This window comes from Staphylococcus sp. GDY8P67P, from assembly GCF_017892545.1.
In the GTDB taxonomy this organism is placed as follows: Bacteria; Bacillota; Bacilli; order Staphylococcales; family Staphylococcaceae; genus Staphylococcus; species Staphylococcus ureilyticus.
The window spans coordinates 120372-134762 of record NZ_JAESLH010000004.1 but is presented as its reverse complement, the minus strand read 5'-3'; the positions used below and the strand labels follow the sequence as shown (position 1 = coordinate 134762).

Genomic DNA, 14391 nt, shown 5'->3' with positions numbered 1-14391 from the left:
ACATTTAGTCATTTCAACATGTTTTGTATTTTTCAACAATTAACATTTTTAATCATATCTGATGTAAGACACTGTTGTATTATAATATTCTTCAAGCCCACGAATACCATCAGCGCCTCCAATACCTGACTCTCTCCAACCAGCATGATATCCATTCACAACTTCTTCTGCTTCACAATTTGCATAAACCTCACCAAATTTAAGACGTTCAGTTGCTGTCATTACTTCTTTTAAATCTTCTGAAAATATATAAGATGATAAACCGGCATTTGTGTGATTGGCGTGTTCAATAGCTGCTTCAAAATCAGAATATTTAATTATAGGTAGTACAGGGCCGAAAATTTCTTCTTTAAAAGCTTCGTCGTCTGGACTAACTTGGTCTAAAATCGTTGGTTCATAAAAATAACCAGAACGATTTATGATGCTGCCACCTGTAATTAATTGAGCCCCATTTTGAATTGCCTTTTGAACTTTTTCATCTATGCTTGCTAATTGTTTTTGATTGATAATTGCACCGAAATCAGTTTGATCATCGAATGGATCGCCTACATTTAGAGTCTCCATTTTATCTTTTAGTTTATTAATGAAAGTTTCGTGAATATCATGATGAACAAAGATGCGTTCAGGACAAGTACATACTTGTCCTGCGTTATTAATTCTAGCAGCCACAATGTAATCAACTGCCTTATTTAAATTGGCATTTGGTGTCACTATTACAGGCGCATTACCGCCAAGTTCAAGATTAACTTTTTTAACCGTTTGGGCACTTTTGGCATAAACGGATTTACCCGCGCGCATACTACCTGTGATTGATATTAATTGTATATCTGGATGTTCTGCTAATTGCGTACCTACAGTTTCTCCTTTACCAGGAACAATTTGAATAAGACCCGCAGGAATCGTTGATTGTCGGAACAATTCTGCAATTTTTAAAGTTACTAATGATGTTTCTTCACTAGGTTTTATTATTACAGAACAACCTGAGATTACAGCAGGAATGACCTTTCTCATTAATACCATGATGGGTGCATTCCATGGTACGATACCTGCTGTCACACCAATAGGTTTTTTAGTTAATTGTATCGTCTCATTTTCACGACTATTTTGAATCACTTCACCTTTGCTATTCATACTTTGACTTGTCATATAATCTATAAAGTGTATTGCCTTGTTTATTTCACCGATTGCTGAATTGAGTGTTTTACCTTGTTCTTGAACATATAATTTTGCAATTGTTTCTTTATGTTCTTCTAATAACGGAATTAGCATTTTTACATGGTCAGCACGTGTTGGTTGAGGGACCTTTTCCCATTCTAATTGTGCATGTTTAGATTTTTCCACAGCTGAATTTACTTCGTCTTTAGTCGCAAATGTAATTGTGTCTATGATTTCTTCTGTCGCAGGATTAATGACATTCATTGTGTCATTAGACTCACTTTCTACAAATTGGTTGTTTATAAATAATTTATTCATTACGACACCTCCACACTATGATATATACCACTTATTTGAGCAGAAGAAACGGTTTGAGAAATAATCATAAAACTTTGGTTTTGTTAAGTAATCGGATGTTAGTATATTTTTTATACTTAATGTGTTGACTTATGTTCAAAAGGGTATTATAATTTATCTCGAAATCGAAATAAATTGAAAGTTGGTGATGCAATGAATCGTACTAAAGAGTCATTGAATACCTTTATTGGTTTAAATCGAACCGTAGATCATTTAGAACAAATCGTCAGAAATGATATTCAACGTTATGGTTTGAATATAACGGAGTTTGCAGTTTTAGAGTTATTATATAATAAAGGTGATCAGCCGATACAACGTATTGGTGACAGAGTTTTAATTGCGAGTAGCAGTATCACTTATGTCGTTGATAAGTTAGAAGCAAAAGGATATGTAGTAAGAATTCGAAATATACAAGATAAGCGCGTAACGAATGCTTCAATTACAGAAGAAGGACATGCATTGATGAATGATATATTTCCAGAACATGCAGCTACGTTAGAATCAACTTTCTCAGTATTGTCAAACGAAGAATTAGCAACATTGCAACAAGCTTTAAAAAAATTAAGTGCTCAACCTATCAATAAGTCGTAGCACTTAAAAATTTTATTCAAAATTACTTCGAAATCGAGATAAATATAATGGAAAAAGGAGTTTTATTATGACAAACACTCAATTATTAGGAATACACCATGTAACAGCAATCACAGATGATGCTGAACGAAACTATAAATTTTTTACTGAAGTATTAGGAATGAGACTTGTGAAAAAGACTGTAAACCAAGATGATATATATACTTATCATACATTCTTTGCAGATGATGTTGGTTCTCCAGGAACAGATATGACATTTTTTGATTTTCCTAATGTTCCTCAAGGGCATTCTGGTACAAATTCAATTACACGTCCGTCATTTCGTGTGCCTGATGATGCAGCGTTAGCATATTATGAACATAGATTTAATGAATATAATATTAAACATGAAGGCATTCAAACATTATTTGGTAAAAAGGTATTGCCTTTTGAAGAAGCAGATGGACAAAGTTATCAATTAATCTCAGATGAAAACAATAAAGGTGTGGCAGCTGGTCAACCATGGAAAGAAGGCCCAGTACCAACAGATAAAGCGATTTATGGTCTAGGCCCGATTGAAATAACTGTTAGTTATTTTGAAGACTTTAAAAAGATTTTAGAAGATATATTTGGTATGACAACAATTATAGAAGAAGAAAACGTTGCAGTATTAGAAGTAGGTGAAGGTGGTAATGGTGGCCAAGTCTTTTTAAGAAAAGATGCAACTGGACCAGAAGCAAGACAAGGTTATGGTGAAGTGCATCATGTTTCATTCAGATTAAAAGATCATGAGGCAATATCTAAATGGTTAGAAAAATATGAACAGTATGGTATTGGTAACTCAGGCTTAGTAGATAGATTTTATTTTGAAGCATTATATGCACGTATTGGTCATATTTTGATTGAAGTTTCTACAGATGGACCTGGATTTATGGGAGATGAACCATATGAAACATTGGGCGAAAGCCTTGCATTACCACCATTTTTAGAAGAAAAACGTGATTATATAGAATCAGAAGTGCGTCCATTTGATACAAGACGTTCACATTAAATTGTGAGATTGCTTAAATCTTAATATTAAAAAGTGAGAGGGTAGTTATTTTATGGAAGATATTAGTCATATTCATCATATTTCGGCGATTGTAGGTAATCCAGAAGAGAATATTCAATTTTATAGAGATATACTCAATTTAAAATTAATTAAGAAAACAGTGAATTTTGATGATCCTTCCACGTACCATCTATATTTTGCGAATGGCAATGTGGATAATGGAACAATATTGACATTTTTTAATTGGCCCAACAATTATAAAGGACGTATCGGTTCTGGTCAGGTTCAACGTATAGCATTTCGAGTGCCTAAAGGATCATTAGAAGATTGGGAAAAACATTTGCAATCACATGGGATAGAAACTGCGAGAACACAATTATTTAATAAAGCTACGGTCGAATTTTCAGATACACATGCGTTACCATTAGCACTTGTGGAAGCTGATGAAGTGCATACGTACGATAGTGGAGAAAATATTATAGGTTTTCATGGTGTTAGCATGCTATCAATTGAGCCATATCAAACAGTACGAACATTAAATGAGGATATGGGGTTAGAGCTAATAGATGAAAATAAGAGTCATATTCACCTTGAAACTAAAGGAGAATGGCGACACCATGTGATAGTTCAAAAAGAAGTTGCCGATGTGCGTGTACGATGGGGTGTTGGTGTCGTGCATCATATTGCCTGGTCAGTACCTAATGATGAGGAACACAAAGCTTGGCAAATGAAAATGAAAGACAAGGGCTATCATGTAACGGAAGTGAAAGATCGCAATTATTTTAATGCTATTTACATGAAAGAACGTGGTGGCATTATTTTTGAGTTTGCTACTGAAGGACCAGGATTTACGATAGATGAACGATTTGAAGACTTGGGTACACATCTTATGTTACCGCCACAATATGAGGAACAAAGAGAAGCATTATTGAAATTATTACCACCTATTCGAATATAAGTATATTAAAAAGGAGATGATAAATAATGGAACACATTTTTAAACAAGGTGATTTAAACGGTCCAACTTTTATTTTATTACATGGCACAGGTGGAGATGAACATGATCTTTTACCTTTAGCACAAGCATTAAATGCAAGTTATAATGTACTAAGTGTAAGAGGAGAAGTTTCGGAAAATGGTATGAATCGTTTCTTCAAGAGATATGGTGAAGGACAATATGATGTTGAAGATTTGAAATATAGAACAAACAATTTAATACAATTTTTAAAAGAAGCGGCTGAAACGTATCATTTTGATTTGACCCAAGCTATACCAGTAGGCTTCTCTAATGGTTCTAATATTGCGATAAGCATGATGTTACACCCAGATATTTCATTTAACAAAGCACTACTTTACGCACCTTTATATCCTTTAGAGTCAGTAAATGACAAAGATTTATCCAATACCAAGGTATTATTATCAATGGGTGAAAATGACCCTATCGTTTCTGTTCAGGATAGTCAACATGTGATTGATATCTTTAATCAAGCTGGCGCAACAGTTAAACAAATATGGGTGAATAGTCACGAGTTGACACGTGAAGGCATTATTGCGGGCCAATCATTATTAGAAGATGAATAAATAACAATTTAATTAGAATAATGATATGTAAGTGCTGCGATAGCAAAATAAAAAACCTCTAGACCAACTCAATATTATGATTGAATGATGATAATATTGAAACTCTCGTCTAGAGGTTTTTGTTATGATGAATGTGATTTATAAAAGATACCTTTGATTAATATAGGAATTAACAAAATAAAACCAAAGAGTCCCATCAATGGAAATACTTTTCCAATTAACTCAATAAAACCGACAAACGTAGTAGCAAATGTAATAATTGCAATAATTATAATTAAAATATAATAATTTTGTTTATACGGTTCTGTGAAACGAGAGGCAAATGCATACATTAATCCCACAACTGTATTATAAATCACTAATATCATGATAATGGCCATAAAATGACCAATCACAGGTGAAATTTGTTTTGCCAATAATAGTGACGGTAATGCTACATTTGTTATTTTTGTAAATTCTGTGACCATACCAAGGTTTAACATTAATAATAAAAACGTTATGACCAAGCCACCTAAAATACCACCTAAATATGTTGCCTTTTCAGATTTTATACGTCCCCCCATTACAGAAAGAAAACTAAACGCAGCTGCAATTTGCAAACTGCCATAATTAATTGCATCAAACCACCACCATTTATCTGTACGTGTGCCACTATTGGCATATTGCGACGCTGAATCAAAGTCAAAACTTCCAGTAGTGAAATAATAAATAGCAATTATTGATACAATAATAATTAAAAATGGTGTAACCATGCCTAAAACAGTGATTAAACGATCAAATTTTAAGCATAAAGTAGCCAAGATAATAATGACTAAAATCAAAGCGCTAATAGCATAAGGTATATCAAAATTTTCATGAATCGTTGAAACGCCACCCGCTGTCATTATCATAGCTAATGCAAGTAAAAACAGTGTTAAAATCATATCAAAAATTGTCGCAATTGTTCGAGGTAGGTAAAACTTTATGGGCTCAGTATGGCTGTGTGAACGCAATCGGTAGCCTGTATTTAATACCAATACACCAGCTATGGTAATGATAAATCCGGTGATAATAACGCCTAAAACACTAAATTTACCATTGCTAGTAAAAAATTGGAAAATTTCTTGGCCCGTCGCAAAGCCGGCACCCACAACAACACCTACAAACGCAAAAGCAACGATGATACTTTCTTTTAAACTAGACATATAATTGGAATCCTTTCTTGCCATACATATGGTAATCATACTTATTTAATAAACATCACAATGATTTATTTTATCTTAAACAAAACGAGAAATAAATCATAAAGTTCATATCATATATACATTTGTATTTTTTGAGAGAACGGAACAGCTCTAAGGTTGAGTAAACAAATTGAAAATATTCATAAAGGCAGAACCTAAAAAAACTAGGCTGCATACCCATGGAATTTAGGGATTAACAGCCTAGAAAATGGTGCTTTGATTAAGTTTACAATTTAAGAGAACGGCGTTTATAAATATTGTCGTTTTCTATATTTTTATGAAACAACGTAGCATTCGCCGCGTTGTTTTTTTGAACTTTTAGTCACTGAATACGGCATCATTTCATTATCATTTTATGAAGAAGTCATGGATAAAATTAGTTGACAAATCGGTCATGCATCAATACTTTTAACACATCAATTTTTTCTTGTATATCTTTACCAGTATTAGTATCACGTATTTTTTTACGTTTTAACTCTTTGTCTACCACGCGTCTTATAGAAAGCTCGTCAGCCCCATTGAGCAAGACATGTTTTTTAGAATTAAAGTGTTGGTGTGCTACAAGCTGCATTCCAAAAGAATTATAGAGTAAAGTATAGCCGGCAATACCAGTTGTAGATTGGTAGGCTTTTGAAAATCCACCGTCGATGACAATCATCTTACCATTTGCTTTGATTGGGTTTTCGCCGTCAATTTCTTTAACTGGTGTATGGCCATTGATTATATGTCCTTCTTCTGGATCTAAACCGAAATCTTTTAACATTTTTTTGCACATATTTACGTCTTCACGTAAATAGTAATAAGGGTTTTTAGTTTCTTTATGTGCTGATTTATCATTAATAAAATAACGTTCAAATGTTGTCATTGCTCTTTTTCCAAATAAGGACGAATACTTACCTGTCCATAGATACCAAACAAGATCCGTTGCTAGATCATCATGTATGTCTTTATGGTCAAATGCCTCTCTTACAAAGTATTCGAAATGGTCAAGCAAATCTCTGCCATAGCATTTTTCACCATCAATAACCATAGATTCCATTTCTCCATTTTCATCCACAGGAATACAACCATGAATTAGCAAGTTGCCATTATAAGGAAGGTAAAGTTTCCCTTTTTGCATTAAAAATGTCATGTGACGTTTTAATTTTTCAGATTGTTGCACTGATAATAATAATTTTTCTATTACTTCGTGTTCATCTTCAGTTAATGCGTTAGGGTTGCTTGGATCAATTGTTTGGAAACAAGTATGTTCTAAAGCATAAGTTTTACCATAAAGTGTGGCTGTATGATTTTCATAGTCGATGCTTTCCAACACTAATCGTTCTTCCATTTCAAAGTTAGGTCTACGCTTAATGATAGGTGCTTCTAGTTTAAATTGGATGATTGCGATTGCTTGGTGAATTTTAGTGATTTGTTCTATTTCGGATTGAGACAGTCCTTCAGCATTTTTAGGTTTGAAAGCAGGATTGTCACCTGAATAGTATTTTTCAGCAAGTGTTAATAATGGACGTAAATTAATACCATAAGCATCTTCAATAATGTCTAAGTTATCATAACGCGCACAAATTCTGAGTAAATTTGCTAAGCACACTTTAGAACCAGCATAGGCACCAATCCACAAAACATCATGATTTCCCCATTGTACATCAACAGAAGGATAGTCAATTAAGGTGTCCATGATTTTATCAGGTTCTGGACCACGATCATAAATATCACCTACAACGTGTAAATGGTTCACCACGAGATGTTGAATTGTAAAGGACAGACCGACAATCAGATCATCTGATTGTTCGAGTTCAATAATTTGATTCATTAGTGTCTGATAATATGAATGTTTATTATTATATTTATTACTTTTATATAACAGCTCTTCTATTATAAAAATATAATTTTTAGGTAAAGTTTTGCGTAATTTTGTTCGTGTATATTTAGAAGAAGCATAAGTGACTAATTTGATAAGACGATTAATCGTTGTGATATACCATTCATCTAAGCGCTCTTTTGAGGTAAAACTATTTTTAATTAATTTTAATTTTTCTTCTGGATAATATACAAGTGCCGAGAATTCATTTATTTCTTGGCGTGTCAAAGTATCTTGAAATATATCACTGATTTTAGAACGAACATTTCCTGAACCATTTCTTAATACATGTTGAAATGCATGGAATTCTCCATGTAGGTCACTGACGAAATGTTCCGTACCTTTTGGAAGTTCTAAAATAGACTCAAGATTTATAATTTCAGTTGCTAATTCCTCTCTGTTATTAAATTGTTGAGATAATAAATCTAAATATTTTTCTTTTACACTTTTTTCTGTTGCATCATGCATTATTTATGTCACTCCAATTAGGTAGTTTTGTTACTCATTCTATTTAATAAAACGTTTCCATTGTATGTGTAATATTGTAGCATTATTTTTGGGGTGAGTGTCTAGTATTGATTACATTATTTATACTATCTTTTAATTAATGGGAATGGCTTCATTTTTTTGTCAAAAAAGCGGTAAAATTGTTAAAAATAACGATGTTACTCAAATAAGCAAATTCTCATATAAATGTAAATATTGTAGGAAACATACATTTTTTTGAATTAGAAAAATAAGTATTTAACCCTATAATTGTAAAAATACACATATTATTTAAAACGATAAAAATAGCTTTATAACAATTGTTTTGAGCGTATTGAAGGTGATTTGGAATGTATTTGCAAAAAATATTTTTTAAATAGCGGTTTAAAAATTTTTAAACTTTTGTATAATAAGTGCATGTAACAAAATTATACAAAGGGAGTTTATTTTATGTTTACTTTGGGAGCATCGTTATCGAGTCAAGTAAATCCAAACTGGCAGACATATATTATGCTTGGTGCGTATTTTGTTGTGCTATTAGTCATTGGATATTACGGCTATAAGCAAGCGACAGGTAATATCAGTGAGTATATGTTAGGTGGTAGAAACATAGGGCCATATGTTACAGCATTATCTGCTGGAGCATCAGATATGAGTGGTTGGATGATTATGGGATTGCCCGGTGAAGTTTATACGACAGGGTTATCAGCTGCATGGTTGGCAATCGGTCTGACTATTGGTGCATACATAAATTATCTCGTTGTAGCCCCACGATTACGTGTGTATACAGAAAAAGCTGGAGATGCAATAACATTACCTGATTTCTTTAGAAATCGTTTAGATGATCAATCAAATGTGATTAAAATTATATCAGGTGGTATTATTGTCGTGTTTTTTACACTGTATACTCATTCTGGAATGGTTGCAGGTGGTAAATTATTTGATAGTGCTTTTGGTTTAAACTACCATTTTGGATTATTATTAGTTGCTATTATTGTAATTGCGTATACTTTCTTCGGCGGATATTTAGCCGTGTCGTTAACGGACTTTTTCCAAGGGGTAATCATGTTAATTGCTATGGTCATGGTACCAATAGTAGCGATGATGCAATTAAGTGGATTGGATACTTTATCGCAAGCGGCAGATTTGAAACCGACAAACCTTGATTTATTTAAAGGTACAACGGTTATTGGTATCATATCATTCTTTGCTTGGGGCTTAGGTTATTTTGGACAACCACATATTATTGTGCGTTTTATGTCTATTAAATCAGTGAAACAATTACCGACAGCAAGACGTTTTGGCATAGGTTGGATGGCAATTAGCTTACTGGGTGCAGTTGGTGTAGGTCTTGTAGGTATTACATTTGTCAATCGTGGTGGTGTAACACTTGAGGATCCAGAAACACTGTTTATATTAATGGGTCAAATATTGTTCCATCCACTTGTGGGCGGTTTCTTACTTGCAGCTATTTTAGCAGCGATTATGAGTACGATTTCGTCACAACTATTGGTGACATCAAGTTCATTAACTGAAGATTTTTATAAATTGTTCCGTGGTGAGGAAGCAGCAAAAAAACATGAAAAAGAATTTGTTTTTGTGGGACGTATGTCAGTTGTTTTAGTTGCAATTGTATCAATTATCATTGCATGGTCACCTAATGACACAATTTTAAATCTTGTAGGTAACGCTTGGGCAGGTTTTGGTGCTGCATTTGGACCACTTGTATTAATGAGTTTATATTGGAAAGGTTTAAGTCGTACTGGTGCAGTCAGCGGAATGATTTCAGGTGCAATTGTTGTAATTGTTTGGATTGCTTTTGTTAAACCATTAGGTGAAATTAATGATTTCTTTAATTTGTATGAGATTGTTCCAGGATTTTTAACAAGTTTAATTGTTACCATTTTAGTTAGTAAAATGACGAAGAAACCTCAAATTGATGTAGAAGGCGATTTAGAAGAAGTTCGTCAAATAGTAAAAGGTAATAAGTAATCATTATCATAGTAGTTTGATAAAGGGGTAGTATTTTGATTATATAAATATTAAAAGCGCACATAAGTAATAGAAAATTTTCTGCTCAAAATTTTAGGGAGAAATTAAAGATCGTGAAAGACTAACTTCAAAGGGGGAAGTTAGTCTTTTTTTATAAAAAAATCAGACAAAAACCCTACGGATTTTGTCTGATTGCTAAGATAGATATCAGTTATACGAGCAAATGACGTAAAAAGTTTTAAACTAAAGCAAAGCGTACACTTATTGATGTGTGCGATTCTTTTTGTAGATACGAATAAAGAGATATACGACAGCTATAGCGATGATGACATACATAATATATGAATAAGTGTGTAAGCCATTCATTAACGTATCAAAACTGTTGCTCAACATGCTACCTAAGAAGATGAGTGCAATGTTCCAAATTGTAGTACCTATTAACGAAAGAATAGTAAATAATACAATATTCATTCTATTAATGCCTGCTGGTATGGTGATTAATACGCGTAAAACAGGAATAAAGCGACAAAGAAAGACTGCAATAGCACCGTATTTTTTAAACCATTCATTAGCGCGAGCAATATCTTTTCCTTTGAGTTTGATCCATTTTCCATATTTATCAACAAAACGATATAAACGTGCTTCAGAGACGATACTACTGATGTAATAAAGTATGATTAAACCGATTAACGATGAAATGGTAGATATGATAAAAAGTAAAGGTATGGATAAATCAGATTTAACTGTCATCAGTCCTGCAAATGTCAAAATAATTTCAGATGGAATAAAAGGTAATATATTTTCTAATAGGATTAATATTGCAATAGCAGTATAACCCCATGAATTTATAAAGTTTGTCAGTATTTGTTCCATGGCGATAAGTGTCGCTCCTTTTCTTAATCAAACATGATGGTATTTTTTAATTACTTCTGTATTATAATCTAAATTAATGTGTAATGCATATTTAAGGTAATATAAAGATAATTAATAAATTTGTTGCCTTAAAATTTCAATGCACTGAGGGATTTAAGAAAAACTTATTTCAACTAATATTATAGTGAAGATTTAGGTTTTTAAAGAACTGGTGTTAATACCTGTCACATAAACTGTGTACGCTGTTCATAAGAATGAATAAGGTATTATCATAAAATGAAAAAAGTAGTTGTAAGCGATTTCATATTGTGGTAATATCTAGGCACACAATAGGTCATATGATGACTAGTGAAATAGGGAGAGAGTGTGGGTAAAAAAATGGAACAAAAAAGAACAAATATAAGATGGTATTTTGCTATTGCGTTTTTCATTATAGGTGTAATTGCTTATATGGATAGATCAAATATTTCCATTATTGCAGGACCTATGATGGAAGATTTACATTTGACGAAAACACAGTTTGGTTTATTAGCATCATTTTTCTCGTTAGGGTATGCGTTGATGCAAGTACCTTCAGGTTTTTTGGCAGAAAAGTTTGGCTCTAAAAAAATGTTAACAATTGCGCTCGTATGGTGGAGTGCTTTCACGATTTTAACTGGTGTTGTTAAAAATCATGGTTTATTATATGCTGTACGTTTTTTATTTGGTATAGGTGAGGCACCTATGTATCCTTCGAATGCAGTGTTTAACTCATTTTGGTTTGCTAAAGGTGAAAAAGGACGTGCTTCGAGTGCATTGTTAGCGGGTTCATATTTTGGACCAGTGATTGCACCTGTAGTTACGATTGCTATCGTTAATATGTTTGGATGGCAAGCTGTATTTTATATTTTTGGTGCTATTGGTATTGTCATTGCATTATTATGGATTATTATTTCAAAAGATTTACCGGAACAACATAAAATGGTAAATGAAGCAGAAAAAAAATATATTATGGAAAACCGTGATATCATAAAAACTGAAAAAAGTAACGCGCCGTGGAATATCTTCTTAAGAAGATTTAGCTTTTATGCATTGGCTGCACAATATTTTGTTGTACAATTTGTTGTGTCACTATTCTTAATATGGTTACCTACATATCTAACGGAACAATATAATGTCAAATTAACCGACCCTGATATGGCTTGGGCAGCAGGTGCACCATGGATTGCTATGTTCTTATTAATATTATGTGGCGGTGCAATCTCTGATAAGCTATTACAAAATGGAAAATCAAGATTTGTTGCGAGAGCGTCCATTGCAATCATCGGTTTTGTGGTATTTTGTATCTCATTATTCATGTCAATTCAAACAAACAATTTAGTAGCAAATGTGCTGTGGTTGTCATTATGTTTAGGCGGAATAGGAATTGCTACAGGAATGAGTTGGGCGGCAGCTACAGATTTAGGACGTAATTTTTCTGGTTCAGTATCTGGCTGGATGAATTTATGGGGCAATATCGGTGCATTGCTGAGTCCTTTATTAGCAGGTATGATGGTTGATATTGTTGGTTGGACAGTGACATTAGAATTAGTTATTATCCCAGTCGTGTTTGCAATAATTATGTGGTTTTTTGTTAAACCGGATCAACCGTTAATCATTGAAAAAGAAGAACTTTAATACTCTTTTAAACAAACTTTGCAAGAGCGATTATCTCAGGAGGTTATATATGATTTTAGTAACTGCAGTAATGAAGATTAAATCAGAACATAGAGAAAATTATTTAGCAGAGGTTGAACGCTTAGTCATTGCAGCAAATCAAGAAGCAGGTGCATTATATTATGCGCACTTTGAAAATACAAATGAACCTCAAACTTTTGCTTTTATAGAAAAATATAAAGATCAAGCTGCATTAGAAGCACATAATCAATCTGAACATTTTCAAACATTTTTTAAAGAAATAGAAACTTATTTACTTGAAGCGCCTAAAATAGAAGTTGCTACAATTAAATAATTAATAACATAAGCGTATAGAAGATAAACATCTATGATTAACGCATAAGCGCCCGTTTCAAATTCAATTGAATAGAAACGGGCGCTTTCATTTTTTGAAATATTGAAGCGTATTAACTGAACATTTTCCTATGATGGATGCCATCTTGGTAAAACGAAGTTGACGTTTATTTATAGCTTGAATCGATATTTATAAATGAAATCAAAGTGTGTTTTATCATAGTTTTAAAATAAAGCATATAAGATTGATATCGAGAAATATTTAGGTTTCATTAATGCTTTGTGAGCACAAAGTTATTGGAAAACACAATTATATTGTATAATAATATGTTGTGAATTATTGTGAATAGTGAAATTCTTTAAAAAGATACTGATATAAGGAGAGAAAATATCATGCTATATCAACATGGCACGCTCGGTACATTGATGGCTGGATTATTAGATGGCACTATGGAAATGAATGAAATTTTAAAACATGGTGATTTAGGTATCGGTACGTTAACAGGATCAGACGGTGAAGTTATTATATTAGATGGCGTCGCTTATCATGCTGATGCACATGGTAATTTCAAACAACTAGAAGGTAGTGAAATGACCCCTTTTTCTACGGTCACACCATTTCAACCGGATGTTAGTTTTGAAGTGAGACATATTACTGATTCTGAATATGTATTAAATCAAACCAAAAGCCACGCTGCCAGTGAAAACTTATTTTTTGCGGTTAAAATATCTGGGAAATTTGAAAACGTACATGTTAGAATGATGCCAAAACAAGAAAAACCGTATACTAAACTAATTGAATCGGCTAAACAACAACCAGAGTTTCATTATGATCAAATTGAAGGTACGATCGTTGGTTTTTATGCACCAACACTTTTTCATGGCATAGCTGCCGGAGGTTTCCATTTACATTTTGTAGATAGAGATAAAACAATAGGTGGACATGTATTGGATTTTGAAATGAATCATGGCGATGTAGAAATAAGTAATATTGAAACACTTGAACAACATTTCCCAGTAAATAACGCGACATTTTTAGAATCTGATATTGATTATTCAACAGTGCACGAAGACATCAAACAATCAGAATAAAATTACTCGTTAAAGTAGAATATAGTAATGATTAAACATATTCATTATAACGATTTGTAGGAAATGCCCTAGCAGAAACCAATAAAAGTGTTAAAATAGTTTAGTAATCGTTAATTAAAATGTATCTGATTTCTCTACCAAAATTTGTGAAATGAACTATT

At 32.7% G+C, this 14391-nt stretch carries 12 protein-coding genes; 8 read left to right on the top strand and 4 right to left on the bottom strand.

Annotated features, from left to right (window positions below):
* Window positions 1-48: 48 nt before the first annotated feature.
* Window positions 49-1473 carry an aldehyde dehydrogenase gene (aldA, locus tag KA833_RS00725; RefSeq protein ID WP_204179995.1) on the bottom strand — a complete coding sequence of 475 codons (1425 nt, stop codon included), beginning with the start codon at window positions 1471-1473 and terminating at the stop codon, window positions 49-51.
* A 192-nt stretch (window positions 1474-1665) separates the two neighbouring features.
* Between aldA and KA833_RS00720 the strand changes: the two genes are divergently transcribed.
* The 4 genes from KA833_RS00720 (at window position 1666) to mhqD (ending at window position 4714) form a co-directional block, all read left to right on the top strand.
* Window positions 1666-2103, top strand: coding sequence for a MarR family winged helix-turn-helix transcriptional regulator (locus tag KA833_RS00720; RefSeq protein WP_046206973.1), 438 nt, complete (start codon window positions 1666-1668; stop codon window positions 2101-2103).
* A gap of 67 nt (window positions 2104-2170) precedes the next feature.
* Complete coding sequence (gene mhqE, locus KA833_RS00715; RefSeq protein WP_210128210.1) at window positions 2171-3133, top strand: ring-cleaving dioxygenase MhqE; 963 nt, start codon at window positions 2171-2173, stop codon at window positions 3131-3133.
* Window positions 3134-3185: 52 nt separating this feature from the next.
* Complete coding sequence (locus KA833_RS00710) at window positions 3186-4091, top strand: VOC family protein (RefSeq protein ID WP_046206781.1); 906 nt, start codon at window positions 3186-3188, stop codon at window positions 4089-4091.
* Between the two features lie 26 nt (window positions 4092-4117).
* Complete coding sequence (gene mhqD / locus KA833_RS00705) at window positions 4118-4714, top strand: methylhydroquinone degradation carboxylesterase MhqD (RefSeq protein ID WP_064209277.1); 597 nt, start codon at window positions 4118-4120, stop codon at window positions 4712-4714.
* A 122-nt stretch (window positions 4715-4836) separates the two neighbouring features.
* Here the strand turns inward: mhqD and KA833_RS00700 are convergent, their stop codons facing one another.
* Both KA833_RS00700 and KA833_RS00695 read right to left on the bottom strand, forming a co-directional pair.
* The gene (locus KA833_RS00700; RefSeq protein WP_210128211.1) at window positions 4837-5898 is read right to left on the bottom strand and encodes a YkvI family membrane protein; all 1062 of its coding nucleotides are present in this window, start codon (window positions 5896-5898) and stop codon (window positions 4837-4839) included.
* A 415-nt stretch (window positions 5899-6313) separates the two neighbouring features.
* Window positions 6314-8266, bottom strand: a complete 1953-nt coding sequence (locus tag KA833_RS00695; RefSeq protein WP_210128212.1) for a fructose-1,6-bisphosphatase — start codon at window positions 8264-8266, stop codon at window positions 6314-6316.
* Window positions 8267-8734: 468 nt separating this feature from the next.
* On the opposite strand from KA833_RS00695, the gene putP reads away from it, so the two are divergent.
* Complete coding sequence (putP, locus tag KA833_RS00690) at window positions 8735-10276, top strand: sodium/proline symporter PutP (protein ID WP_046206784.1); 1542 nt, start codon at window positions 8735-8737, stop codon at window positions 10274-10276.
* A gap of 261 nt (window positions 10277-10537) precedes the next feature.
* Here putP and uptA read toward each other — a convergent pair whose 3' ends face one another.
* Window positions 10538-11149 carry an undecaprenyl phosphate transporter UptA gene (gene uptA / locus KA833_RS00685; RefSeq protein WP_046206785.1) on the bottom strand — a complete coding sequence of 204 codons (612 nt, stop codon included), beginning with the start codon at window positions 11147-11149 and terminating at the stop codon, window positions 10538-10540.
* A 378-nt stretch (window positions 11150-11527) separates the two neighbouring features.
* On the opposite strand from uptA, the gene KA833_RS00680 reads away from it, so the two are divergent.
* From KA833_RS00680 to budA, 3 genes are all read left to right on the top strand, one after another.
* The gene (locus KA833_RS00680) at window positions 11528-12805 is read left to right on the top strand and encodes a pyruvate MFS transporter (protein WP_046206974.1); all 1278 of its coding nucleotides are present in this window, start codon (window positions 11528-11530) and stop codon (window positions 12803-12805) included.
* A gap of 49 nt (window positions 12806-12854) precedes the next feature.
* Window positions 12855-13139, top strand: coding sequence for a putative quinol monooxygenase (locus tag KA833_RS00675; RefSeq protein WP_046206786.1), 285 nt, complete (start codon window positions 12855-12857; stop codon window positions 13137-13139).
* A 392-nt stretch (window positions 13140-13531) separates the two neighbouring features.
* Window positions 13532-14230: an acetolactate decarboxylase gene (gene budA, locus KA833_RS00670; RefSeq protein ID WP_019470066.1), complete on the top strand. Its 699-nt coding sequence runs from the start codon at window positions 13532-13534 to the stop codon at window positions 14228-14230.
* Window positions 14231-14391 lie beyond the last annotated feature (161 nt).